Source organism: Scopulibacillus darangshiensis (assembly GCF_004341035.1).
Taxonomy (GTDB): domain Bacteria; phylum Bacillota; class Bacilli; order Bacillales; family Sporolactobacillaceae; genus Scopulibacillus; species Scopulibacillus darangshiensis.
In genome coordinates this window covers 1-25431 of record NZ_SLXK01000013.1, presented here as the reverse complement: position 1 = coordinate 25431, position 25431 = coordinate 1, and the positions used below count along the sequence as shown (strand labels likewise).

The 25431-nt window shown below is 42.5% G+C and carries 30 protein-coding genes; 26 read left to right on the top strand and 4 right to left on the bottom strand.

What is annotated here, in order from left to right:
* The first annotated feature begins 13 nt into the window (after positions 1–13).
* The 10 genes from EV207_RS10435 to EV207_RS10390 all read left to right on the top strand — a co-directional run bounded on the left by EV207_RS10435 (position 14) and on the right by EV207_RS10390 (position 9460).
* A complete protein-coding gene (locus EV207_RS10435) occupies positions 14–1504 on the top strand; it encodes a 4-hydroxyphenylacetate 3-hydroxylase family protein (RefSeq protein WP_132746111.1) in 1491 nt (496 codons plus the stop codon).
* A 63-nt stretch (positions 1505–1567) separates the two neighbouring features.
* On the top strand, positions 1568–2122 hold the full coding sequence (locus EV207_RS10430; RefSeq protein ID WP_132746110.1) for a 3-hydroxyanthranilate 3,4-dioxygenase: 555 nt from the start codon (positions 1568–1570) through the stop codon (positions 2120–2122).
* A complete protein-coding gene (locus tag EV207_RS10425) occupies positions 2113–3174 on the top strand; it encodes an amidohydrolase family protein (RefSeq protein WP_132746109.1) in 1062 nt (353 codons plus the stop codon). Before EV207_RS10430 ends, EV207_RS10425 begins: the two co-directional genes overlap by 10 nt.
* A complete protein-coding gene (locus EV207_RS10420) occupies positions 3122–3583 on the top strand; it encodes a RidA family protein (protein WP_132746177.1) in 462 nt (153 codons plus the stop codon). The genes EV207_RS10425 and EV207_RS10420 overlap by 53 nt, the downstream gene beginning before the upstream one ends.
* 12 nt (positions 3584–3595) lie before the next feature.
* On the top strand, positions 3596–5065 hold the full coding sequence (locus tag EV207_RS10415; RefSeq protein WP_132746108.1) for an aldehyde dehydrogenase: 1470 nt from the start codon (positions 3596–3598) through the stop codon (positions 5063–5065).
* A gap of 28 nt (positions 5066–5093) precedes the next feature.
* Complete coding sequence (locus tag EV207_RS10410) at positions 5094–5873, top strand: 2-keto-4-pentenoate hydratase (protein WP_132746107.1); 780 nt, start codon at positions 5094–5096, stop codon at positions 5871–5873.
* Positions 5874–5909: 36 nt separating this feature from the next.
* Positions 5910–6791, top strand: a complete 882-nt coding sequence (locus EV207_RS10405; protein WP_132746106.1) for an acetaldehyde dehydrogenase (acetylating) — start codon at positions 5910–5912, stop codon at positions 6789–6791.
* 17 nt (positions 6792–6808) lie between these two features.
* A complete protein-coding gene (dmpG, locus tag EV207_RS10400; RefSeq protein WP_132746105.1) occupies positions 6809–7828 on the top strand; it encodes a 4-hydroxy-2-oxovalerate aldolase in 1020 nt (339 codons plus the stop codon).
* A 14-nt stretch (positions 7829–7842) separates the two neighbouring features.
* Entirely contained in the window at positions 7843–8616 is a 774-nt protein-coding gene (locus EV207_RS10395; protein ID WP_243647013.1) for a 2-keto-4-pentenoate hydratase, read from the top strand.
* 94 nt (positions 8617–8710) lie between these two features.
* Positions 8711–9460 (top strand): IclR family transcriptional regulator, encoded by a 750-nt coding sequence (locus tag EV207_RS10390; protein ID WP_132746104.1) that lies wholly within the window; start codon positions 8711–8713, stop codon positions 9458–9460.
* A 177-nt stretch (positions 9461–9637) separates the two neighbouring features.
* Here the strand turns inward: EV207_RS10390 and sspO are convergent, their stop codons facing one another.
* A complete protein-coding gene (sspO, locus tag EV207_RS10385; protein WP_132746103.1) occupies positions 9638–9793 on the bottom strand; it encodes a small acid-soluble spore protein O in 156 nt (51 codons plus the stop codon).
* A gap of 152 nt (positions 9794–9945) precedes the next feature.
* Here sspO and EV207_RS10380 point away from each other — a divergent pair, with 152 nt between their 5' ends.
* The 8 genes from EV207_RS10380 to EV207_RS10345 all read left to right on the top strand — a co-directional run bounded on the left by EV207_RS10380 (position 9946) and on the right by EV207_RS10345 (position 15587).
* Entirely contained in the window at positions 9946–10704 is a 759-nt protein-coding gene (locus EV207_RS10380; protein WP_132746102.1) for a DUF1385 domain-containing protein, read from the top strand.
* 120 nt (positions 10705–10824) lie between these two features.
* Positions 10825–11733: a homoserine O-acetyltransferase MetA gene (gene metA, locus EV207_RS10375; protein WP_132746101.1), complete on the top strand. Its 909-nt coding sequence runs from the start codon at positions 10825–10827 to the stop codon at positions 11731–11733.
* A 52-nt stretch (positions 11734–11785) separates the two neighbouring features.
* On the top strand, positions 11786–12664 hold the full coding sequence (locus EV207_RS10370) for an RluA family pseudouridine synthase (RefSeq protein ID WP_424511361.1): 879 nt from the start codon (positions 11786–11788) through the stop codon (positions 12662–12664).
* Positions 12665–12687: 23 nt separating this feature from the next.
* Entirely contained in the window at positions 12688–12906 is a 219-nt protein-coding gene (locus EV207_RS10365) for a YdbC family protein (RefSeq protein ID WP_132746100.1), read from the top strand.
* A 16-nt stretch (positions 12907–12922) separates the two neighbouring features.
* Complete coding sequence (locus tag EV207_RS10360) at positions 12923–13225, top strand: hypothetical protein (protein ID WP_132746099.1); 303 nt, start codon at positions 12923–12925, stop codon at positions 13223–13225.
* 15 nt (positions 13226–13240) lie between these two features.
* Complete coding sequence (locus EV207_RS10355) at positions 13241–14383, top strand: DEAD/DEAH box helicase (RefSeq protein WP_132746098.1); 1143 nt, start codon at positions 13241–13243, stop codon at positions 14381–14383.
* A complete protein-coding gene (locus EV207_RS10350) occupies positions 14383–15132 on the top strand; it encodes a threonine/serine exporter family protein (protein ID WP_132746174.1) in 750 nt (249 codons plus the stop codon). The genes EV207_RS10355 and EV207_RS10350 overlap by 1 nt, the downstream gene beginning before the upstream one ends.
* Before the next feature lie 20 nt (positions 15133–15152).
* The gene (locus EV207_RS10345) at positions 15153–15587 is read left to right on the top strand and encodes a threonine/serine exporter family protein (RefSeq protein ID WP_132746097.1); all 435 of its coding nucleotides are present in this window, start codon (positions 15153–15155) and stop codon (positions 15585–15587) included.
* A 66-nt stretch (positions 15588–15653) separates the two neighbouring features.
* Here EV207_RS10345 and EV207_RS10340 read toward each other — a convergent pair whose 3' ends face one another.
* The 3 genes from EV207_RS10340 to EV207_RS10330 all read right to left on the bottom strand — a co-directional run bounded on the left by EV207_RS10340 (position 15654) and on the right by EV207_RS10330 (position 20127).
* Positions 15654–17405, bottom strand: a complete 1752-nt coding sequence (locus tag EV207_RS10340) for a polysaccharide deacetylase family protein (RefSeq protein WP_132746096.1) — start codon at positions 17403–17405, stop codon at positions 15654–15656.
* Positions 17406–17416: 11 nt separating this feature from the next.
* Positions 17417–18754: a glycosyltransferase family 2 protein gene (locus EV207_RS10335; protein WP_165886903.1), complete on the bottom strand. Its 1338-nt coding sequence runs from the start codon at positions 18752–18754 to the stop codon at positions 17417–17419.
* 425 nt (positions 18755–19179) lie between these two features.
* On the bottom strand, positions 19180–20127 hold the full coding sequence (locus EV207_RS10330; protein WP_132746094.1) for a glycoside hydrolase family 113: 948 nt from the start codon (positions 20125–20127) through the stop codon (positions 19180–19182).
* A gap of 182 nt (positions 20128–20309) precedes the next feature.
* On the opposite strand from EV207_RS10330, the gene EV207_RS10325 reads away from it, so the two are divergent.
* The 8 genes from EV207_RS10325 (at position 20310) to EV207_RS10295 (ending at position 25220) form a co-directional block, all read left to right on the top strand.
* Positions 20310–20684 (top strand): DnaJ family domain-containing protein, encoded by a 375-nt coding sequence (locus EV207_RS10325; RefSeq protein WP_132746093.1) that lies wholly within the window; start codon positions 20310–20312, stop codon positions 20682–20684.
* Positions 20685–21088: 404 nt separating this feature from the next.
* Entirely contained in the window at positions 21089–21484 is a 396-nt protein-coding gene (locus EV207_RS10320; RefSeq protein ID WP_132746092.1) for a hypothetical protein, read from the top strand.
* 117 nt (positions 21485–21601) lie between these two features.
* Positions 21602–22513, top strand: coding sequence for a permease (locus tag EV207_RS10315; RefSeq protein WP_132746091.1), 912 nt, complete (start codon positions 21602–21604; stop codon positions 22511–22513).
* Positions 22514–22526: 13 nt separating this feature from the next.
* Positions 22527–23366 (top strand): TIGR03943 family putative permease subunit, encoded by an 840-nt coding sequence (locus EV207_RS10310; protein WP_132746090.1) that lies wholly within the window; start codon positions 22527–22529, stop codon positions 23364–23366.
* A gap of 42 nt (positions 23367–23408) precedes the next feature.
* Positions 23409–24011, top strand: a complete 603-nt coding sequence (locus EV207_RS10305) for a Maf family protein (RefSeq protein WP_132746089.1) — start codon at positions 23409–23411, stop codon at positions 24009–24011.
* 84 nt (positions 24012–24095) lie between these two features.
* Positions 24096–24218, top strand: coding sequence for a hypothetical protein (locus EV207_RS23725; RefSeq protein WP_279389187.1), 123 nt, complete (start codon positions 24096–24098; stop codon positions 24216–24218).
* 72 nt (positions 24219–24290) lie between these two features.
* Positions 24291–24635, top strand: coding sequence for a protein YmzB (gene ymzB / locus EV207_RS10300; protein WP_132746088.1), 345 nt, complete (start codon positions 24291–24293; stop codon positions 24633–24635).
* 72 nt (positions 24636–24707) lie between these two features.
* Positions 24708–25220 carry a type 1 glutamine amidotransferase domain-containing protein gene (locus EV207_RS10295; protein WP_132746087.1) on the top strand — a complete coding sequence of 171 codons (513 nt, stop codon included), beginning with the start codon at positions 24708–24710 and terminating at the stop codon, positions 25218–25220.
* Positions 25221–25431 lie beyond the last annotated feature (211 nt).

Genomic DNA, 25431 nt, shown 5'->3' with positions numbered 1-25431 from the left:
GGGGGGATTAGATTTGGGAATTAGGACTGGGGCTCAATATATCGCTGGATTGAAATCACGGCAGCCGGAGGTTTGGATGGCAGGTAAGCGACTGACAGATGTGGTTAGTGAACCCGTGTTTCAACAGCCGATAAAGGAAATCGCAAAATTGTATGATATGCAGCACGACCCTGATCATAGAGACAGCATCACACACATTTGTGAGGAAACCGGTGAACGGGTCTCAAATGCCTTTTTAATTCCGAAAACTTTCGAAGACCTAAGAGCCCGCAGAGCGTTGTTTGAAACCTGGTCGAAAGAAAACTTCGGATTAATGGGAAGAACACCGGATTTTCTTAACGTAACTGTAAGCTCAATGGCCAGCAATGCAGCATTCTTTGAAAAATACAATTCGGATTGGGCGAAAAACATCCAAAATTATTATAGACATATTCGGGATAACGATGTGTTCCTGACACATGCGATTGTTAACCCGCAAAATGATAGAAGCAAGGCATCTTCTGAACAAAAAGAGACATTTACTCATTTGGGTCTTGTTGAAGAAACCCCTGAGGGAATCATTGTTAGCGGAGCAAAAATGCTGGCAACACTTGCGCCTATAACAGATGAGGTGATCGTCTATTCATTTCCAGGGTTTAAGCCCGGTGATGAAAAACATGCCTTGGCTTTTGCTATCCCAATTGACACTCCTGGACTTCGTATTATATGCCGGGAACCGATGCAAGACGGCAAACGGCCATTGTTTGATCACCCTTTGGCATCAAGATTCGAAGAAATGGATGCCCTATTGGTATTTCATGATGTTCTTGTTCCTTGGGAGCGCGTCTTTATGCACAGTAACGTAGAAGCAGCAAACCAGCTTTATTCGCAAACAGGATTAAGCCAGTCGACCCATCAAAATGGGGTCAGGGGTCTGACAAAACTATCATTTGCTATGGAAATTGCCGCGAAACTGGCTGATGCTATCGGTGTTGATGGCTATCTTAACGTACAAACCCAATTAGGAGAGCTAGTACAGTCAGTTGAGATCATAAAGGCGTTATTGCATGTGGCAGAATATGAATATGAGACAACACCGCACGGCGAAGTTGTCCCGGCAGGCGTTCCGCTTGAGACGATCAGAGGGATGCTGCCTAAGATGTATCCGCGCGCTATTGAAATTATGCAGACCATTGGTGCCGGCGGATTGCTTATGATGCCGTCTGGTAAGGACTTTGAATCTGCTGAATTACGCGATGATATGGAACGCTACTATGGCGGGAGGACCGGTGTCACATCATATGATCGTATCCGTTTATTCAAATTAGCGTGGGATTTATGCGGTGAAGCATTTGGGCAAAGATTAGTACAGTACGAGAGGTATTATTCAGGGGATCCTGTTCGAAAACTTGGGATGTTTTATAGCAAGTTCAAAAAAGGCCATGACTTTGCCTTAGTAGAAGGTGCTTTAAGCGGGGCAATGAAGGCTGAGCAATCTCCCGTTGAAGAGTTAACGCAAAGTTAATGTCTTAAGAGATATGGAATTGTAAGCGCTTTAACAATAAATTACCTTACGAGGAGGATGAAGATGGTTTTAAAGCCTGGAGCAATTCAATTGAAATCTAGAGCCCTTAACTTGGTAAAAACGATTGAAGAAAACAAGGATTTATTAAAGCCGCCAGTCAATAATAAGGTGCTTTGGGAGGATTCGCAATTTATTGTCATGCTCGTTGGCGGACCGAATAAACGGTGCGACTTTCATGTCAATCCAACAGACGAATTTTTCTATCAGGTGAAGGGCAACTGTTATGTGGAGTGCATTAATGAGAATGGCGAACGTGAAGTGGTGACTGTTGGTGAAGGGGATATGTTCATGCTGCCGGCAAATGTTCCTCATTCTCCCCACAGAACAGCAGGTTCTTATGGCATTGTCACCGAAATAAAAAGGAACGAAGGTGTTGTTGAAAGCATCGTCTGGTACTGTAATAAATGCAATCATGAAATGTTTCGCAAAACGATGGAATTAACGAATATTGAAACGCAGTTAAAGGAAACCATCGAACAATTTAATAATGATGAAGCACTCCGGACCTGTAACAAGTGTGGACAGCAAATGCCTGAAGAACCGGAGGAATGGGTATGAGGGTCGATTTCCACACCCATATCATTCCCGAGGATTTACCCGATTTCGCCAAAAAATACGGTCAAGACCAATGGCCTATAATGCATCGCACATGCGCATGCGGAGCGAACATTATGGTAGGCGGGAAGGTCTTCCGCGAAGTCACTGATCAAGTTTGGAGCCCGGAAAAAAGAATCTATGATATGGATCGGGAAGGCATCGATATTCAAGTCCTTTCCCCGATCCCTGTTACCTTTTCTTATTGGGCACCAAGTGACGCAGCACTTGCCATGTCTCGTATTCAAAATGATTTTATTTCAGATACAGTGCGGAAGAATCCAAACCGGTTTATCGGCTTGGGGACCGTACCTTTGCAAGATTGCCAAACGGCAATTAAAGAAATGGATCGCTGCGTCCATGAACTGAATTTATATGGCATTGAAATCGGCACGAATGTCAACGGAGACAATTTAGATTCACCAGAATTGATTGAGTTCTTTGAGATGGCGGAAAAATGGGATGTTCCTTTATTTATTCATCCTTGGGAAACGATGGCAAAGGACCGCACACCGCGCCATAATTTTATGTATACAGTCGGCATGCCAAGTGAAACGGCACTGGCAGCCGCCAGCTTGATCTGGAGCGGCATCATGGAGAGGTTCCCCAAACTAAAGGTGAGCTTTGCCCATGGCGGCGGATCGTTTCCATACATCCTGCCGCGATTGGATAAGGGCTGGGAAGTATGGCCACATTTAAGACTGACGACACATCCGCCAAGTCATTATGCCAGAAACTTTTATTTTGATTCCTTAAACTATGACCCTTTGAATATAAAATATTTAATCGACCGCTTTGGCCATGACCGCATTATGCTCGGTTCCGATTATCCCTTCCTATTAAGGGAAATACCGCCGGGCAAAGTGATTGATAGCATGTCTGAACTTACCGATGAACAAAAGGGTTTCATTTTAGGAGAAAATGCTATGAGGTTTTTAAATGTCACGGAGAAACGACGAAAGGATGGCAAAAAAAATCATGACTCCAGAAGAGAAACTGCAAAGTCTGGGAATTGAATTATCACATGTTCGGCCGGCGGTTGGAAACTACGTGAGTCATGTCCGCGTTGGTCATTTCATTTTCACGTCCGGTCAAGGGGTCGATCAGTATCACGGAAAAGTTGGCCGCGAATTGACGCTTGAGGAAGGTTATAAAGCCAGCCATCAATCCATGGTCAATCTATTAAATGTCTTAAAGGATGAATTAGGGGAATTAAGCAAGATTAAAAGAATCGTGAAGATATTAGGTTTTGTCAACAGTACGGAGGATTTTACGGATCAGCCGAAGGTCATAAATGGGGCTTCAGATTTGCTTGTTGAGGTATTTGGTGAAAAAGGGAAACATGGCCGTTCAGCGGTTGGCATGGCCCAATTACCGAATAACACGGCGATAGAAATAGAGATGATTGTCGAAGTGGAAGAATGAGGAGGGTACACGATGAGCAGAGAAACAATAGCCGAACAATCAAAAGTCAAAGACGCAAAACTTTTCATCGATGGAGAGTATGTTGAGTCCCTGTCAGGGCAAACCTTCGATACTCTTAATCCTGCTACAAATTTAAAGCTTGCTTCGGTCGCTAAGGGGAATGAGGCGGATGCAAAACGCGCGATCGAGTCGGCCCAGCGGACATTCGAAAGTGGAATTTGGAGCAGAATGCCAATTGAGCAAAGGTCGGCCGTTCTTTGCAAAATGTCTGACCTAATCATGGATCGAGTGGATGAGCTCGGCTTTTTGGAAACCCTTGACGTTGGCAAGCCAGTTAAAGAAAGCCGCGGCTTTGACATCCCGCGTGCTGCCCAAAATTTCCGTTTCTTTGCGGAAATGGCCAAATACATGGTTCATGAACATTATGACAAACACAATATCATGTCATATGCCAAATATGCTCCGGCTGGCGTCACAAGTCTAATCATCCCATGGAATTTGCCATTCATGCAGCTGACATGGAAAGCTTCTGCGGCTTTGGCTTCCGGAAATACGGTCGTCATAAAACCGGCGTCTTATACGCCGCTAAGTGCGGTCATGCTTGGGGAGATAGCCAATAAAGCAGGGTTGCCGCCGGGGGTGCTAAACATCATTACAGGACCAGGCAGCACAGTCGGAACTGCAATGACCAACCATAAGCACGTACGCCGCATATCATTTGTTGGAGAAAGCAATACCGGAAAAACGGTGATGAAAAATGCCTCAGAAAACTTAATCCCTGTTTCATTGGAATTAGGCGGCAAGTCAGCCAACATCGTTTTTGAAGATGCTGATTTAGATGAAGCGGTAAAAGGGTCGATTGACGCGATTTACCGTAATCAAGGTGAAATCTGCCTGGCGGGTTCACGGCTGCTCGTCCAAGAAAGCATTTATGATCAATTTTTGGATAAGTTCACGGAGGCGGTAAGAAACATCCAAGTGGGCGAACCAACTAATGAGAATACAGACATGGGAGCACTTGTATCGAAAAGTCATTTAGAAACCGTTGATCAATATGTGCAAATTGGGCTTTCAGAAGGGGCGAAGCTTGCTTATGGCGGAAAGAGAGTGGCCGGGCTTAAGAATGGAAACTTTTACGAGCCAACCGTTCTTTACGATGTTGATAATAAGATGCGTGTTGCACAGGAAGAGATCTTTGGTCCTGTTCCTGTAGTCATTCCATTTAAAACAGAAGAAGATGCCATTCGCATCGCGAACGATTCCATCTATGGCCTGGCAGGTGTGGTTTGGACAAACGACTTAAGACGCGGCCAACGGGTTTCTTCAGAAGTGAATGCAGGGCTGCTTTGGATTAACTGCTGGTACATTCGTGATTTAAGAACACCGTTTGGCGGTGCAAAAGCAAGCGGCATCGGCCGTGAAGGCGGCCGCCACAGCTTTGAATTTTATACGGAAGCAAAGACAGTCACGATGAAGCTTTAATTGATTAGTGAATGAGGGGTGAAAGACATTGGCAGAAAGAGTAAAGGAACTAGCTGATTTTCTCTTACATGCTGAGGAAAGCAAAAAGGGCATTCAGCCTTTAACAGATCAATATCCTGATCTAAGTGCTAGGGAAGCTTATCAGATTCAACTCATAAATATTCAAAAGAGAATCGACGCAGGACAACGCGTAATAGGTAAAAAAATCGGGTTAACATCATTGCCAATGCAGGAGCTGTTAGGGGTTGCAGAACCAGACTACGGACATTTGCTTCATGGCATGAAGGTAGAAAACGGCGGAGTGATTCTGTTCAATGACGTCATGCAGCCAAAAGTAGAAGGTGAAATCGCCTTTGTTTTAAAAGAAGACCTTCAGGGGCCGAATGTCACAATGCTTGATGTCTTGCAGGCAACGGATTTTGTTCTGCCTGCCTTAGAAATTGTTGATAGCCGTGTTGATAATTGGAAGATTAAATTACCTGACACTGTTGCTGACAATGCATCCAGCAGTTTTTTTGTCCTTGGAGAAAGACCCGTACAGGTTGATCAAGTTGATCTTGCTGGGGTGGGCATGATCCTTTATAAAAACGATAAGATCATGAACACTGGAACCGGGGCCGCTGCCTTAGGGCATCCGGCAAGTTGCGTCGCTTGGCTTGCCAATAAGATGGCTGAATTTGATGTCAGCTTAAGAGCGGGAGAAGTGATTCTATCCGGTGCCTTATCGGCCGCTGTTGTGGCGGAGCCAGGCGATATATTCCGGACTAAAATCGCTCATTTGGGTGATGTAAGTGTCCGCTTTACGTGATAATGAAGTACTCGTCAAGAGAAAGGATGGTCATACGTGACAAAAATGAAGGTTGGGATCATCGGTTCCGGAAACATTGGCACAGACTTGATGTTAAAGCTGCAGCAGACCGATGTTCTGGAGTTAACGGCTATGATTGGCATTGATCCAGAATCTGACGGTCTAAAACGTGCAAAGGAATTGGGTTATAAAACTTTTGATAACGGGATTGAAGGCTTTATGGAGCAGCCGGAACTTGCGGATATCCTTTTCGATGCCACTTCGGCCAAAGCGCATGCTTATCATTCAAAGGTTTTAAGAGACGTTGGGAAAAAGGTTCTTGATTTAACACCAGCCGCCATTGGACCATTTGTTGTTCCCCCGGTCAATTTGGGTGAGCATATGGATGAAAAAAATATCAATATGATTACTTGCGGCGGACAGGCAACCATTCCGGTTGTTAAAGCTGTTAGTAACATATGTACGGTAGAATATGCGGAAATTGTCGCTACGATCTCAAGTAAAAGTGCGGGTCCTGGAACCCGAGCAAATATCGATGAATTTACCGAAACAACATCACGAGGGATAGAAGAGATTGGCGGAGCCAAAAAAGGCAAGGCGATTATTATACTTAACCCGGCAGAACCGCCGATACTGATGAGGGACACTGTGTATTGTCTTGTAGAAGGGGCGGCTATGGATGAAAAGGCTGTCAAACAATCCATTCAGGACATGGTGGCGGCGGTGCAACAGTATGTACCTGGTTACCGAATGCGCACAGAGCCTATTATTGATGGAAATAAAGTGACAGTCTTCCTTGAGGTCGAGGGTGCGGGAGATTATCTTCCTAAATACTCAGGCAACCTGGATATCATGACTTCTTCGGCTGTGAAGGTTGCTGAAGAAATGGCCAAACATCAGTTAAAGCAAAAGGTTTAAACGGGGAGGGGATTAACATGGCGGAACAGGACGTAATCATTACTGAAGTGGCTTTAAGGGACGGGAGCCATGCCATCGGTCATCAGTTTACTGTTGATCAAGTGGTGCAACTATCTAAAGCATTGGATGATGCCAATGTCCCTTATATTGAAGTGGCTCACGGCGATGGCTTAGCTGGATCTTCACTTCAATATGGCCTTTCCAAGACGGATGAAATGGCTTTAATTGAAGCCGCAGCATCCGTATGTAACAATGCCAAAATCGCTGTGCTGCTGTTACCGGGAATTGGCACTGTTCAGGAGCTAAAACAAGCGGCGAACATTGGGGCTGAGATGGCCCGTGTTGCCACACATGTTACCGAAGCTGACGTGTCCAGTCAGCACATTGCCATGGCTAAAGATTTGGGAATGGAAACCGTAGGATTTTTAATGATGGCGCATATGGCACCTGTTAAGAAGTTGGTTGAACAAGCAAAATTAATGGAAAGCTACGGGGCTGATACGGTTTATGTCGTTGATTCCGCAGGAGCCTTATTACCTCACGAAGTAAAGGCACGGATTCGGGCACTGCGGGAAAATCTTCAAATTAATATTGGGTTCCATGGTCATAATAATCTTTCGCTGGCAATGGCAAACACCCTGGCGGCTATTGAAGAAGGTGCAACCCGTATCGATGGCAGTGTTCGCTGCCTGGGCGCGGGTGCAGGTAATACTCAAACGGAAGTCCTGGTCTCGGTGCTAGATCGTTTAGGCATTAAGACTGGTATCGATTTGTATAAAATGATGGATTTATCAGAAGACATTGCCGCACAAATTCTGCAGAAACCTCAGGAAATAACAAAAGACAGTCTTGTCTTAGGTTATGCGGGCGTTTATTCCAGCTTTTTGCTTCATGCACAGAAGGCAGCAAAACAATTCGGAGTCGATTCACGTGATATTTTAATAGAACTTGGAAAACGAAGAGTTGTAGGCGGACAAGAAGATATGATTGTAGATGTTGCAGCAGAGATTGTGAAAAAAAATACAGCCGTCATGTAGAAAGGGGTATAACATTGGATATACAAAGGATTGCGGAAGAGATAGATGCCTGCCAAAGATCGGGAAAGGAAATGGACAAGGTCACCATAAGCTATCCTTCATTAAGTGTTGAGGAAGCCTATGCCATTCAGAAAGGTTGTGTACAGCATGCCATTGATCGGGGCGATCAACTGACAGGATGGAAAATGGGTCTGACAAGCAGGGCCAAACAAGTTTCAATGGGGGTAAAAGAGCCAATTTACGGCCGGCTTACACAGTCAATGGAACTGACAGAACCTGTCCTCCATTTAGAAGGGCTTATCCATCCTCGTGTGGAACCTGAACTTGCTTTTGTGTTAAAGAAAGAGTTAGGCGGCGGGGAGGTGACACCACGGGATGTCTGGGCAGCCACCGAATGTGTCCTTCCGGCCATAGAGGTAATTGACAGCCGTTATAAGAATTTCTCCTTTACATTAGTTGATGTCATCGCTGATAATGCCTCTTCTTCGAAATTCATCGTTGGCGACCAAGGCTTTTCACCTTACACTACAGCTTGGGATGAAGTTGGTGTTTCAATGATGAAAAATGGTGAGGTCGTTCAAACAGGCGCAGGTGCGGCAGTACTTGGACATCCTGTTAGATCTGTAGTGGAACTAGTCAAAATGTTAAATCGCGACGGCATATCTATTCAGCCGGGAAGCGTTGTTTTAACAGGTGCTGTGACAGATGCAGTAAGCGTCTCTGAAGGCGACCGGATAGCTGTTCAATTTGATCAACTCGGATCACTGCGTTTTCGGGTTCAGGCCTGAGCAAAGCTTTTCAAACATGGAAATGGATCCAATTAATTTTATTTACGCGTAGCCTTTTACAAAATATTCCCGATTAAAAGAAAGGGGAACAAAAGTGATTGCCACTATTCATAAGGTCGCAAAAATACTTAATTGTTTTACAGAGTATGAACCGGTGCTGGGTAATCTGGACATTGCTACGAAGCTGGATATGAACCCTAGTACGGTTCATCATTTGATCCGTTCATTGTGTGAGGAAGGCATGCTTGTAAGGGATAATCAAAATAAGTACAGACTCGGTTGGAAGTTGTTTGAATGGGGTAATCAGGTCATGTATCAGCAGGATATATACAATGAGGCCCTGCCGTTAGTCCAAGAATTAACAAAAAGCTTTAACGGTGCTGTTCACATTGGCATGTTAGATGAAAAAGGCGAGTTCATATTTGTCCTAAAGGTTGCATCGCGTCATGCGGTCCCTGTGCCGACTCACATTGGTACAAGAAAACCTACCTATTGTTTTAGTACGGGTAAAATACTGCTGACTTATAACCCATTTTTGGTGAAGCCAACTATTGCTAAAGGGCTGCAGCAGCGGGGGCCTAATACAATCACGGCAATTGACAAGTTAGAGAATGAACTTAACGTGATTCGGGAGATGGGATATTCGATCAGCAACAACGAAAATGAATATGGAATATATGGTATAGCAGCCCCGATTCAATCTTACACTGGAAAAACAATAGCCGCACTCAACATGGTTGGACCGGCCCCTTATATGAATGGAAGCGAAAACCGTGCAATAATCCAAAGTATCGTGAGGACGGCACAATCGATTTCTAAGGAATTAGGGTATATAGAAGTATAGTCGTTGTAAAAAAATCCTCAAAATGCCGCTTTTATTCTTCCGCAAACAATTTTAAAAAACTACGGGAATACAAAGGGTCTGTAAACCCATATGAATTAAAGAGGAGAAACCGAGTGCAGCAGGTGCGCGGTCTTTACACCATCCGATTAGCCCTGCACCCGGTTTTTTCTGTAAGGTCTATTGCCTCTTCTTCGTCTTTTTATTATTTTGCCTCTCAGCCTCGGTCAATGGTTCGTTGGCGAATTCATGATCAAATTCTCTCGTTTGATTTTTTCGAATGGCCTGCTCGTCATTAAAACCTGGATCGATTTGTTTTTTCTTACTTTTACTCATATCACACCTCCTAAGAATATTTTGTTCAGGCTGGGGGTGAAGTATGTAATGCTTTCACCATCAAGGGCTTGGCTAAACCTAAGTTTTCTTTATATAATAAAGGTAACTGCCATTTCAGAATTTTTGGAATTCGCGTGGAGGTGGACGAATTAATGGACGTCACGGGTGGAAGAGCCCATTTCCATGGTGTCTCTTTTTCGGGGAAGAATACGAATGTCAAAGCTTATCGGAATGATATCGGTGAAATTAGAACAGAAATGTCACGCAAGTTTTGGCGGGAGATCCCTTGGATTGACCGTTTGTATGCTGTTCCCTTTTTGAGAGGGGCTATGTTGTATATTGATATTTTTCTGACATTGTGGAAGCCGCTTCTAATTCTTTTGGGGGCGTTTTTTGTGGTTTTAGAAGGATTATCTTTTTTAATGCCTGATGAAGCCTATGGCCAAACTGTTAATGGTTTAACGGTTTTCTTGAAGATCTCCAAAGTGCTGATATTTGTCTGGTTTTTCCTGCTTTTTAAAAGATCGCGAATGGCGTCTTACCACGGTGCGGAACATAAAACCTTTCATGCCTATGAGAAAAACATCGAATTAACGGTTGAAAATGTTCGTAAGGAAGATAGAGTATCCGTCAGCTGCGGCACAAATTTTGTTGTTTTCTTCGGTTTTACATACGCTGTTCTTTCGTTCTTACCCATTGATTCGTGGCTCCGCCTGATTCTAAGTTGGGCTGTAGGCTATGAGCTTTTTATCCTTCCTTGGCATGATCAAAATCATTGGCTTCATTATGCCCTATACCCCTTTTTTATGATAGGCCTTGCTATGCAGCGATATGTTGTCACATCAGAACCCGACGATGAGGAAATCGAAACGGCAATTGCTGCTCTGTCAGCCTTGCGGACGCTTTCTTGATCTAGACCCCAAATCCGGTAATTCTATTTTTCAATTAGTCTTGCAAAAGGTTGTTAAAGACCGTTTAAAAGAGTAAAATCTAACTAATTGTTATTGATTTTCGGATTGGAGGGACCGCTGTTGCCAATTAATATTCCTGAGCAATTACCAGCTCGCGGCATTCTAAAAAAGGAAAACATTTTTGTAATGGGCGAGAGCCAAGCGACACATCAGGACATTCGTCCTTTAAATATATTGATTTTGAATTTAATGCCTGAAAAAGAAAGGACTGAAGCTCAGCTCTTGAGACTGCTCAGTAATTCACCGCTTCAGATCAATGTTTCGTTCCTCAGAACCGCAACACATGAATCAAAAAATATAAGCAAATGGCATCTGGAACAGTTTTATACAACCTTTGAACGGATCAAAAGCCGCCGCTATGACGGCATGATAATTACCGGAGCTCCGATTGAGCATATTCCCTTCGAAGAAGCCGATTATTGGGCTGAACTGACGGAAATTATGGAGTGGACAAAAACAAATGTGACCTCTGTCTTAAATATTTGCTGGGGGGCGCAGGCCTGTCTATATTATCACTATGGGATTGGCAAGTATGAGCTTCCCAAGAAATGTTTTGGCGTATATAAACACACACTGACGGATCCGACGGTAAAGCTTGTCCGTGGCTTTGATGAAGAATATTTAGCACCCCATTCCCGCTATACGGAGACTTTAAAGGAGCAAATTTTGGCCAGTGAAGATCTTGTCCTGCTCTCGCATTCGGAAGAAGCCGGACCGTTTATCATTATGTCCAAAGATGAAAAGCATATCATGCTAACTGGTCATTTGGAATATGATGCTGACACCTTGGCCGCAGAATACAATCGAGATGCGAATAAAGGGCTGGATACCCAAATTCCCGAAAATTACTTTCCGGGTGACAATCCGCTTGAACAGCCGCTTAACAGATGGCGCTCACATGCTCACCTTCTTTTTGCCAACTGGCTAAATTATTACGTCTACCAGGAAACACCTTATCAGTGGGATTAAATTCATCGGTACTTAGGAAAGATGATAAAGAATTAATCAAAGGGGCACACATGTGAAAAAGGAAAAGACAAGAGAGTTTATGGTTGAGGAGCAAGGCGAGCTGTTAGGCTTCCTGCTTGACCGTTTATCAAACCGCAGCAGGAATTCAGTTAAGGGCATTATGACAAGAGGGCAAGTATCGGTTAATGGACAGGCTGTAACCAAACATAATCACCCACTCCGGCCTGGAGATCGAGTCACCATTCACTTTGGCATGGTATCAGCGGGCAAAAAGCTGAACGGATTGCAAATTCTCCACGAGGATGACGATATCATCGTTATTAATAAGGAAGCCGGGCTTTTGTCTATTGCAACCGCAAAGGAAAGAGATTTAACAGCCTATAAGCAGCTCATGGATCATGTCCGCAGTCAAAATGCCAGAAACCGCATTTTCATTGTCCATCGCCTTGATCGTGATACATCCGGAGTAATGATGTTTGCCAAGAATGAAAAGGCAAAGCGTTTGCTGCAAAGCGCTTGGCAGGAGGCGGTGCTCGAGCGGACATACATTGCACTCGTTGCGGGCAGGGTAGAGCAAACAAAAGGGACAATGACATCGTGGCTAAAAGAAACGAAGACATATATCATGGTGTCAAGTAAAAGACCGGGGAGTGGGCAAAAGGCTGTCACACATTATAGTGTTCTGAAGTCGAATCGGGCCTTTTCCCTGTTAGAAGTCCATCTCGAGACGGGAAGGAAAAATCAAATTCGCGTTCATATGCAAGATCTTGGTCATCCCATAGTTGGTGACAAGAAATATGGCTCGAAAAAAAATGTGATTGGCAGGCTGGGTTTGCATGCACAGGTCCTGGCATTTAAACACCCAATAACCGGTAAACACCTTCGTTTTGAAACAACAATTCCAGACAAGTTTTTGCAGCTTTTTGGTTAATACACGGCAGAGGAGGGGCTTAAATGGCAGACATTAAATATGAAATTATTGAAACCGTAGGTGTCCTTTCAGATTCGCCTAAAGGTTGGACGAAAGAATTGAACTTAATCAGCTGGAACGGCAGAGATCCAAAGTTTGACTTGAGGGATTGGTCACCGGGACATGAAAAAATGGGTAAAGGGATTACTCTAACAAAAGAAGACCTTTTGAATTTAAAACAGCTTTTGCAGGACTTTGAATAAAAAACGGGAGTCATGTATGAGATATAACGAAATAGACCTTAGAAAGCTTCTAAAGAAGGAGTTTGAGACATTGTCATTAAAGGAACAAATCGAAGTTAACATTCTTAATTTTATTCGCACTATCCATGTCAATCATCAGGATTTTTATACATCTTCTTTTGACTCCAAATACCATGGTGACTTAGAAATGGCATTTAAGAAGGATGCTGACCGCGTCATAGGACATTGCCGGATATTGGTAAAAAACGACGATATTACCCTGGATTATCTTTTTACCGAAAACGGATTTGAACTTTTAGAAGACACTATAAAAGGTTAACAAAAGGAGAACCATATGCTTGAGAATTGGTCATTTATAACATCAGTGAAACCCTTTTTACAGAAGGCATGGGAAAAATCCGGATTTGAAAAACCGACAGCCATTCAGATGAAGGCTGCCCCGCTCGTTTTGGAGGGGGTGGACATTATCGCGGAATCCCCAACCGGAACGGGCAAAACACTTGCCTATCTCTTGCCCTTGCTAGAGCAAATTGATCCGGAAGCAAAAGGTACGAGAGCAATTATTCTCGCACCCTCCCGCGAACTAGTGATGCAAATTTATGAACAGGTTCAAAAGTGGACGGAAAATAGCGGCATCGGCAAAGCATCCTTCATCGGCGGGGCCAATGTGAAGAGACAAATAGAAAAATTAAAGAAACGTCCGCAAATTGTTGTTGGCACCCCCGGACGGGTACTGGAATTAATCAGGCTGAAAAAGTTGAAAATGCATGAAGTAAAATCGATTGTTATGGATGAAGGCGATCAACTGCTAGTCCCGGAACACATGAACACAATCAAAGACATTATCAAGGCAACTTTAAGAGACCGGCAGCTGCTTGTCTTCTCGGCAACTTTGCCCGAAAAGACCGAACAGCAAGCCCGCGAACTATCCGAAAACGCTGAACTGATTCGAATCGGACGGGGCAAGGCGAATGAATCAAATACCCGGCACAACTATGTTGTTTGTGATGCGAGGGAAAAGGTCGATATTCTTGGGAAAATAATGAGGCTCGAACCGGAAAAGGTTCTTGTTTTTGTTAGGGATATAGGCAATCTCTCGGTTTTGTCGGAAAAACTGAAATATAAGGGATTTTCATTAGATGTACTGCACAGCGAAGCGAAAAAAACAGATCGTGCAGCGGCACTTAAGAATTTCCGTGAAGGCAAATGCTCACTGCTCATTACAACAGATGTAGCCGCAAGAGGGCTGGATATTCAAGGACTGACACACGTCATTCAGTTCGATCCGCCTGAAAATGCTGACCAATACATTCATCGTTCCGGACGGACAGGAAGATCGGGGGCGTCTGGTACGGTGATATCGATTGTAGCACCAAGGGAAGAACGCGTTCTGAAGCAATTCAGCCGTGAACTGAACATCCCTGTACATCAGAAAGTGTTGTACAAAGGGAAAATGATGGACAAAGCCGAGAAGTGATGCAAATGACACAGACCCATGAGATCATGGACGTTTGTTTGCTCGCTGGGAAGATCATGCTGGAAAATGGGGCTGAGACTTATCGGGTGGAAGATACGATGGCACGGCTCGCCGCTTCCTATGGCATTAATGATGCGCAAAGTTATGTCACGCCAACTGGCATTATATTTTCAGTAGATGGGCTGACGCCTACAAAATTAATTAGAATATCGGAGCGGACGAACAACCTGGATAAGGTAGCGACCGTCAACAGCATCTCAAGAAAGGCAAGTGAAGGGTGTTTATCAATTAAAGAAGCCAGTCGTGAATTAAAAGGCGCTGAAAAGCTTGGGCACGCAACGCCAATCCCGCTCCAAATCGCTGCCGCGGCAATCGCCAGCGGCTGCTTTTTAATCATGTTTCAAGGGGGATGGGGTGATTTTATTCCTGCCTTTATTTCGGGTGGATTAGGATTTGCCGGAATGATATACTTCCACCATTTTGTGAAGATAAAATTTTTTGCCGAGCTTCTGGCTTCTTTTATTATTGGCTTAACTGCATTTCTTATGGTTTCAATTGGTATTGGCAGCGAGCTCGACAAAATTATCATTGGTTCGGTTATGCCGCTTGTCCCCGGAGTGGTTATTACTAACGCTGTTAGGGATCTCATGGCTGGTCATTTAGTCTCGGGATTATCCAAAGGGGCAGAAGCACTTATCACTGCCTTTGCCATAGGAACAGGTATTGCGGTAGTCTTTGCCATTTACTAGAGAAAAAGAGGTGGGCTGATATGGTCCTATTAGAGCAAGCTGTTACAAGTTTTATTGCTTCAGCTGCCTTTGGTGTGCTTTTCAATGTTCCAAGGCGCTCCCTTCTTCCCTGCGGATTTGTTGGCATGCTCGGCTGGCTCGTGTATTTTGAGCTTAATAACGTTGAATTCGACAGTGTCGTGGCGACCTTAGTTGCCGCCTTCGTGATTGCCGCCATCAGTCATATGTTCGCAAAGAGGTATAAGCTGCCGATCATCATCTTTAGTGTCGCGGGTATAATTCCTTTAGTGCCCGGAGGACTGGCATTTAACGCCATGAAGCATTTTGTCCAAAATGATTATAATGCAGCACTTGAAATGGCTGCAAAAGCATTCATGATTTCCGGAGCCATTGCTGTCGGCCTGGTGTTGTCTGAGGTCATCAACCATGTCTTAAGGAATATGAAAAAAGTATGAGGAGAACCGGAAGAAAACGGACGTTTTCCGGTTCTTTTTGCATCCTGTCATATTATCCCTGTTTTCTTAAACCCTCCCGTGAAGCTCTTTTTCCCGATCTAGTACTTTGTTTCGAACCATCCCGAAGATAAATAAAACAATGCCAAGACCGACTAGGGTAAGGACTACCAGCAGTGTCGCCTTTTGTAGTTTATCGCCAAGAGATTTAAGCTGGTCCCCATGGGGCAAAAGGGTTGACTGAACATGGAGGCCATTTGAGCCAGATGTGATGGTCACATTTGCGGCTAGGACCTTGTTATCAAGCTTTTTTAAATCGATCCATTTAATATCCGGGATTTTTGCCATTTGATTGACAAGCTTTTTAAGCCTGTCAATACCCAGATAAGGATGATAGAAACCTGCGACTATGCCATCTTTGACGATGAGCTGCCCACTGGCATTTTTCATCATCATTTCCACACCGTTCTTCTCTTTTTCAGGAACATAACCGATGGTTTCAGGAAGTAATAGCATGCCATTCAAAAAGGATGGCCGGGTTACAAAAGGGGCCGTTCTCATAACATGCCAGTCTTTATTGCTTGTTTGGATTTGGCCGACATACGTGGAAAAGTAGTGTGATACGATGTTGTATCCTTCGAGTGACATCGTATAATGCGGCGCTTCAAATGCGAGCGGGTAGAGTCCTTGGGCGGTGAGTTCTTGAATGCCCTTTGTCAGTTTTTGATTAATGTAGTGCCCTTCAAACCTTTTCTGCTTTTGCAAGAATAATTTGTAGCTCTTCGCATTATTAAAGGTTTGCTGATTTGGTGTTTTCTCATTTGCTCCCGCATCGCCGGAAATCGGCGCATTGTTTTTTACATCCCAAAACTCAAAGCCTTCTCCCGTTTCACTGTCACGATATTGGTGAGTGTATCCGTGCATCACAATGCTGCCGCCGTTCTCCTGCATATATTTCAGCGCCTTGACGACTTTCGGGGCATCTGAATAATGATATTCTTTATGGGTCTTTGGATCCTTGAAGACAGGGATGACAGCAACCATGTATGGAATGTGCTTCTTTTCCAAGAACTTTGCAACAGCCATTAACTTTTTTGGATCAGCCATGGGATGAACGTCCTCTAGACGAAGATAAGCGGGATGTACGGCTAGTGTCTTTTCATTAAAAATATGGTGTAAGCCTTCTGCTAGAAATAGGCTGAAAAGGTCATCTAAATCCGATCTGGCAAAATAATACCTTGAACCTTTTGCGACAAGCAGTGGGTGATCGCCATTTGTATTGACACCCTTGATCAAAATTTTTGCAGGCGGGTCTACATGGGTGTTATATATGAGTTCAGTCTCCGGCAGGCTCCTCTGTCTACCGTTTGAAAGCATTAAAGCATTTACTGGAATCTGTGATGTGGCATCTACGAAATCAAAATCCTTTAGCTGGCCGACATTTGCACCGATGACTGTATAGGATCCTTTAAAGTTATTGCCTAGGGTTCTAAAAGATTGCGGCAGCTTCGTCTGGACTGCGCCATAATAAAATAAGTGGGTGATGCCAGATAGGTCGTTTTGCTTTACATCATTCGCACTTTTAAAGACGATATGAGTGGAAAAGTGGCTTAATAGCATATCAAGCATCCGAACCTTTTCATTGACCTTCCCGTCTTTTGTTGAATAAGCCACCAAAATATGGGCTTTTTTATTTTCTGGAGCAAAAGAAACCGCTTTCCCGGTGAAAGGAAAGAGGATACACGAAAAAAGGAGTACAATGGCGATTACTACGGGAGGGACAATATTTTTCCGGATGAAAAGCCGTCCTAAAAGACTCAAAAGGCAGCCTCCTAAATGGTTTGATTTTTTTCTTCGGAAAGCGCAACTTGGTTCATGGTCATATTTATTTCCTCAAATGCTATAGTTTTCTTGACACCCTCCATTCCCGTTTTTTCATTCATTTCACTTATTGAGATATTTTTTGTATGATCAGTTCGCTTCCATGTTTTATTTTTTTTGGTGAAAAAGGCCCAAAAGTACAAAGGCACGTTTGAATAGAACATCATCGACATCGAAAGACAAGCTTTAAGTATTTTTCCAAAGCTTTTTATGCCAATGTCGACAACCATTGGATAGGCAATAAACATAAAATAATAGATGATAAATAATACCCAGGCATACCAGGGGATGACCGAACCGACCCACAGTTCATTATGAGTAAAGTCAAAAAAGAGCAGTAAACTTGTCAATGCCGCCAAAACCATTTTTCCAGGGTTGATAAGATATAAAAAGGCGTCGATGGCTTTTATATCACATTTGAAAAATGCCCGCATTAATAGCTTATGAGAGTATCTGAATGTCACATCCCAATGTCCTCTGGCCCATCTCATCCGCTGCACACATGATGCTTTAAAGCTTTCCGGCTTCTCGTCAAAAACCCTTGCCGTGTGGCACCAGTTCACAGGGATTCCTCTTAAAATGCATTGGATCGTAAATTCTAGGTCCTCAGTTAAAGATTTAGCTGTCCAGCCAATCTCTTCTAAGAGTTTGGAATCAACACAAAAGCCAGTTCCGCCTATAAAGTTGCTTAATCCCAAACGTGTCTTTGCCAATTGGAAGAACCGGTTTGCGAAATAAAATGAGGTAGAGTAAGCTAGCGTTACCCAATTATCCTCAGGATTTTTTGAATCTAGGAAACATTGTACGACCTTGTCGCCTTTCAAAAAATGCTTGTTCATTTCTTTTAGATAATTTGCGGAAACTAAGTTATCAGCATCGAAGACAGCAACACCATCATACTTTTTGGTTAAATCGCTGCCGATTTGTTCAAGAGCATAGCGGATGGCATATGGCTTGCCTTTGGGTTCATCCGGGGGAGAGCTATGCTTAATGACACTCGCCCCGAGCATGTGAACAAGGTCAGGTGTTGTATCGGTGCAATTGTCGGCAATGACCAAAATATCATAAAGCTTATCAGGATAATCTAAATTGAGCAGATTTTCCACAAGACTGCCTATTACTGTTTCTTCGTTATGCGCCGGAATGAGGAGCAGGAATCTTTTCTTAGGGCTTTTCTCTTTTAGTTTGCGAGGCTCCCAAAATCCAAATAGACTAATAAATAGCCAATAACCCCAAAAAAGGATTAATAGACACTGAAAAATGATAAGGCTAAAGCTTACATAATTCATTTTGTCCCTCCTATTTTGCAAAAGTAAATTTACTGATAGTTCCATTTTCAGTGTCGATTGTTATAAGAAAAAATGACTATACAAAGAATATGCTTTAAGTTTTATTTTCATTACGATGACTTTGCCAAATGGACTTAGGACAAATAAAAAAAACGGACACCAGCACGGCAGGTGTTCGTTTTTCGGATAAATCGTTAATTATTTATATAAATGACGTTCCCCACGCCTATTGTTAGGATTTTTATCGGACTGTGTGGTTCCGTTATTCGGTCATTCAAGCGGTCATTTGAGCTAATTTTTAGCAAATAACGGAATCTGAGTCCTATAATGAACGAGTGAAGCTTTTTATTGCAGTTTGTATGTTCTTCCGCGCTCTTTTCCATTTGCTATGACAAGGATTCTCCTGTCAACCGGATTATTTTTTACTAAAAGTTCCTAACGATAGTCTCCGCCTTCTTCCCAATGACCTTGTAGGAATCCTCGGAATTAATCGTCCATACACTGTATCCAAGGAAGAAATCTGCATTCGAAAAAACTTTTTCGTATGCTTGGAACAAATTTGCTTGGACATCTTCATTGTATACATCGGAAATAGCGACATCCCAAGGAAATTTTGCACCGTAATTTAAACTCGGACAACCGAAGCCTCCGAAGAAAATGTCCTTTCCAGTCGCAATAGCCATATCTTTAATTTCTCGATAAACATTCTGATGGCGATTGTAGACCTCAGTAGAATGCAGGTCTGCTACTAAGTCATCAACGCTGGGGGAGGCATTGTTATCGAGTTCAAACCAGGTATCAATTGCAACGAAATCAGCATTTTTCCATAAGGGATTATTCTTCTTTAAATCCCTTGATGTGTCTTCATACCAATAGTTGGTGCGGTAAATGACTTTTCCTTTATATAGGCGGCGAATGGAGGAAAAAAGTTTATGCCATTGTCTAGTATAAGGATAGGTGCCACTTTTTTTATCATATTCCATGTGGCCTAAACCGGATGCGACATTAAAGCACCAAACCTGATAGGGTATGGCAACGTCTTTAACTAATCGCCGGCATATCTTAGTCCAATTTTTGAACCAAACGAATTTATTCCTTGGATTCCATGCCGTTTCACCCTGTTCCCCTCCTGAAATGTAAGTGAAGGGTTCTAGAATCACTTTAATCCCTTTGTTATGCAGTTTTTGAACAATCCTTTTGGAATATTTGTACCTTTTCTTATTCAGTGACATGGTATTTGAAGTTGGGCTTGGGACATCTACTTGAAAAGGAACATTAACCGTGTTCAATCCCAACCTGTTCACATTGTCCAAAATAAGCTGTGTATCTGTCAAATACTCTGGATCGAGATTTCCGCATTTAATTTTTCTCATAGCGAGATCCTCCCTAATCTATTTCATCTTATAATCAATATATTCCCATGCACGCATATAAAAATTGGCAGATGTCTTAAGCTTTACGCACATTTTCAAATGTCGGGACATGAATGTCGATTGTATGGGAAAATCATAATATAATAATAGTAAATCACTCTTAAGAAAGAGGATGAAGCCGGATGGACATCTTTTCGACGATTGCGGAAGGCAAGATTCGTGAGGCGATGAATAACGGCGACTTTGATCACCTGGAAGGGCAGGGAAAACCTTTGAAATGTGATGATTTATCAGGTGTCCCAGAGGAGCTTCGTATGAGCTATAAAATTCTCAAGAACTCCGGCTATGTTCCCGAAGAGGTGAAATTAAACAAAGAGATGATGTCCCTGGAAGGTTTGATAGCTGACTGTGAAGATGATGAGAAAAAGGCTGTGCTTCAAGAAGAACTGTCAGAAAAGCTGCTGAAGTACAACGAGCTCATGGAGAAAACGAAGCTGTCAAACTCCCCTAAGTTCCCTTCTTACCGAAAGAAAGTCATGAAGAAGTTAGGGCTATAGGGTGTGGGTTTTAGGATATATCATTTATTTCCATTTTCATCAACGGGAATGTCAAGTAATGGAACAATTAAAGTTGGCTTGATTTTCGGTCAGCTTTTTTTATACTTCTAAAGCAATTTGAGATAAAATTAGGAACTTCCAGCTTAGTGAAGAAGGGAAGTTACGGAACAAACCATAATACTTACGGATAAATTGAAAAAGTTACGGATTTCATACGAATTTTACGTGCCCTGAGATCAAAAAGCCTTTAACGGAATGTTTTCATCCCAAAAAATCGACTCTATTTAAGATAAACTCTAAATTTGTCCAAGAATCATCATAATTTATCCGATAATCACAATAATTTCGCATGGCATAGGAAGTATGCCAACCTTTGGCTAAAAAATATAAATGGAGGGAGCCTGATGGATACGGAAAATATGTTCCTGGCAATTTGTGAAGACAGGCCTCATGATCCCGAAGGGTATTGCTATACAGTATATTTTGCCAACAACACAAATGATATAATTGATCAAATGACTATCGAAATGGGCGGACATATGACCGATGGTGCTAGGAGGCACTGCATTATTCCTGGTAAAAGTATTTTTAGCCAAATAAAGGACAAAAGCTTTATCGAACTTGAATATGAAAAAGAAGATTGCTTCGATTTCCAACTTTACTTTCACATGACTCTAGTGATTAAAAATCAAGAGATCACCAAACATTTTTCGATCAACAGGTATCTGCTGAATATACCGAGATTGGACGACATCCCGTTAATTCATCAACCAGGCTACGTCATTACAGCAGTGGAATAACCGCAGGCGGTTGACATAAATTCTTAGTCATTATGGGAATAATTACACAAACAACTCTCAATCACCCATTGTGATAAAATGATGTTTGTTATTTTGCTAATTGGGGAGAAATGAGAGATGAGTGAATCATTCTTGCAATTGAATACTATTTTTATCAGTATTTTAATAGAAGCATTGCCGTTTGTGGTTGTTGGTGTCTTCATATCGGCAATCATTCAAATGTTTGTAACAGAAGAAATGGTGGCAAGATGGATCCCGAAAAATCGGTTCGCTTCGGTTATTTTGGGAACCTTTTTGGGATCGCTTTTCCCAGCTTGCGAGTGCGGGATCGTCCCAATTACCGAGCGTTTGGTGAAAAAGCGTGTGCCGCTGCATTCCGCCATTGCTTTTATGTTGACCGGGCCAATCATTAATCCAATTGTTATTTTTTCGACCTATGTAGCGTTTGGCAACAGTTGGCGAATGGTTATTTACCGTTCCGGTCTCGCGATTATCGTATCCTTGCTCGTCGGTATCCTGATATCATATCTTTTCCATGATGATCAGCTCCGTGAATTTATAAATAAAAAGGCGGAAAAACATCGTCATGATCATAAACACCATCACAATCATGACCACGGCCAAAAGACAACGTTATTCGGTAAAATTAAAGGAACACTAAATCATGCTGTTGATGAATTTTTTTCTGTAGGGAAATTTCTTGTTATTGGCGCCTTCGTGGCTTCAGCAATGCAGACATATATCAAGACGAGCACCCTTACAACATTGGGTGATACCAAAGCGACGGCGATCCTCGTCATGATTCTGTTGGCGTTCATATTATCATTATGTTCAGAGGCTGATGCTTTCATTGCCTCATCATTCAGAGGAACATTTGCAACAGGACCGCTCGTAGCTTTCCTTGTATTTGGAGCTATGGTGGATATTAAGAATTTGTTAATGATGTCAAGCACGTTTAAAAAGAAATTCGTTCTTACATTAGTTTCCTCAATTGCCGTCTTCGTCTTTGTCGGGGCATTATTCATATGAGGGGGTGGAGTGTTTGATCCGGTTTATCATTCTATTTGGGTTTACCTATTTGTTTATGCATTTGCACATCACAGGGGATATTAGTAAGTATATTAATATGAAATATTCCTTTCTTTCTTTTTCAATGATTTTTGTCCTCGGCTTTCTATCCATTTACCAGTTATATAAGTGGAACATGGAGGGAAAGGAAAAGGAACAATCCTGTGATTGTGGACATGATCATTCTCATGATGAAAATACATTGTTAAAAAAAGTATTCGTTTATGGTATCTTGATTTTCCCACTTGTAACAGGCATTTTCTTGCCGATTGCAACACTGAACTCTAATATTGTTAAAGCTAAAGGCTTTCATTTTGCCATGATCGATAAAGATACCGACCAATATTCTAATCATGAAATTTTGCGGCCCAATACCAAGCTCTACTACGGAGCAAGTCAGTATCAAAAAATGCTCGCCTCCGACTTGAAAAAATACAGCAGTCCGGATAAATTAGTCCTCAACGATGGAAATTATTTAAGAGCGTTGGAAACAATCTATAATTACCCTGGTGAATTCACTAATAAAACCATATCCATGAAGGGCTTTGTATATCATGGTGATGCACTGAAAAAAAATCAGCTGTTTTTATTCCGATTTGGCATCATTCATTGTATTGCCGACGCCGGTGTATTTGGCATGATGGTTGAATTTCCAAAGGATGTTAAGTACAAAGATGATGATTGGCTCCGGGTTGAGGGCAAATTGTCTACCATTTACTATCAGCCCTTTAAACAGACAATTCCCTATTTAAAAGTGACAAAGTGGACAAAGGTTAAAGCACCAAAAGATCAATATGTCTATCGTAAATCCTAAGAAGTGATTAGACTATAATCAATTTTTTAAGGAGCTGTCATTATGGATAACAAAACTAAGCCAACTCTGATTTTGGCTTCCTCATCCCCGCGCAGAAGGGAGCTGATCCGGACACTTGGCATGCCAGTTGAAATCCGCAAAAATGATGTAGATGAAACGATTTCTGCAGATTTTCCACCGAGGAAGATCGTTGAGGAACTCTCGATGAGAAAAGCAAAGGCAGCGTTTGAAAGTATACAAATAGAAGGCGAACACAGCGTTGTGATTGGTTCGGATACGATCGTCGTACATGAAGGAACGGTTCTCGGCAAGCCCAAAAGTGCGGAAGACGCCTTTCAAATGCTTAAAAGACTTCAAGGCGAAACACATGAAGTCTTTAGCGGGATTGCTTGTATCCAAGCCCCAACAGGGAGGGTAAAAGTGGCCCATCATATGACACAGGTTACGATGAAGCCATTACAACATGATCAAATTCACCGTTATATCGCATCTGGAGAGCCGATGGATAAAGCCGGTGCCTATGCCATACAAGGCCTTGGGGCAACTTTTGTAGAAAAAATAACAGGCGATTACTTCGCTGTTGTCGGATTGCCGCTCTCGCTCTTAAGCGATATGTTAAGCGACCTTGAGATACATGTTATTTAAATATATTTCATTAAAAAAATCATCACCTTAACCGATATATACTGTAGAACAAACGCGGGCAAATGATCGCATGAGGTGAAGCTTGTGAGTATATTACAAATAACAAAGCGTCCAAAGAAGGTACAGTCCCTTTTTCAACATACTGATGCATTAAGGGAACAGACAGTGTGCCGTGTTTCAGAAGCCGATGTTAATCAACAGATCTAAGAAGCTTATCCGAGAAAATCTAAAACATAGACGGCGTTTGTTTTGGGAAAAATAGCGCCTGAGGTGATGAACATGACGGAAAATCAAGAATACATTCAAATGATCAAGCAATCCCTTTCGAAGTGGGGGGAAGAACGGATTTTAGTTATCAAAGAAGAAAACGGTGATACCGATCAAACGATGCTAAATTTAGAACGGGTCGATATCGGTGCAGAATTTGACCCGATTGACGATTACGGTTCTGACCAATCCCTGCAACTTGTTGGCAGGGGACAGACCCTTTTCGAGAACCATCAGGCGGCACTTCCTTATCAATCATACGACATTCCTATTGAAAATATTTACGATGTTTCAGTTAATCAAAAGAGAATAACAATACAAACTGACCGGGGGATGTATACGATTACACCGGTATAGTCAGCAGCTATGTTTTAACCCAATCCTTAGCGGGTAGACGTGTACTACAAGCTCTTAAGGAGGATGATGTCATTGGGTAAAAAGATAGCCGTTGTGCTTACAAATATGTTTGAGGACTCGGAATATACGGAACCGGCAAACGCTTATCAGGAAGCTGGCCATGAGTTAACAATCATTGAAAAAGATAAAAATAAAACGATCAAAGGAAAAAACGGCACGGATATTACTGTGGATGCCTCAATTAATGACGTTAACCCGGCCGGCTTTGATGCTCTGCTTATTCCAGGTGGTTTTTCACCGGATCTGTTAAGGGCGGATGACCGATTTGTTGCCTTTGTGAAAGCTTTTATGAATGACATGAAACCAGTCTTTGCCATCTGTCACGGTCCACAGCTGCTCATTACCGCTGAAACGTTGAAGAATCGCAGTGTAACGGGCTATAAATCCATTCAAGTCGATTTAAAAAATGCCGGCGCAGCTTTTCAGGATAAAGAAGTGGTTGTTTGTCAAGATCAGCTTGTTACGAGCAGGACACCAGACGATATCCCTGCATTTAACCGCGAAAGTCTAAAGTTATTGCAATAAGAAAATAAACTTTAAGAAAGCCTTCCTCACATTGAGGAAGGCTTTTTTTGGTATACCTGAAATTTTTATGGGTGGATAAAACGGTTTTTAAAAAAAACAGGCATTTCACTGATAGATTAAACCTGAAATATTCATAGTCTAATGTCGATGTCCCAAGAAATTGGGTTATATCAGGGTTTTCAATGCCATAACTTTCACCTAAAAAATGAAA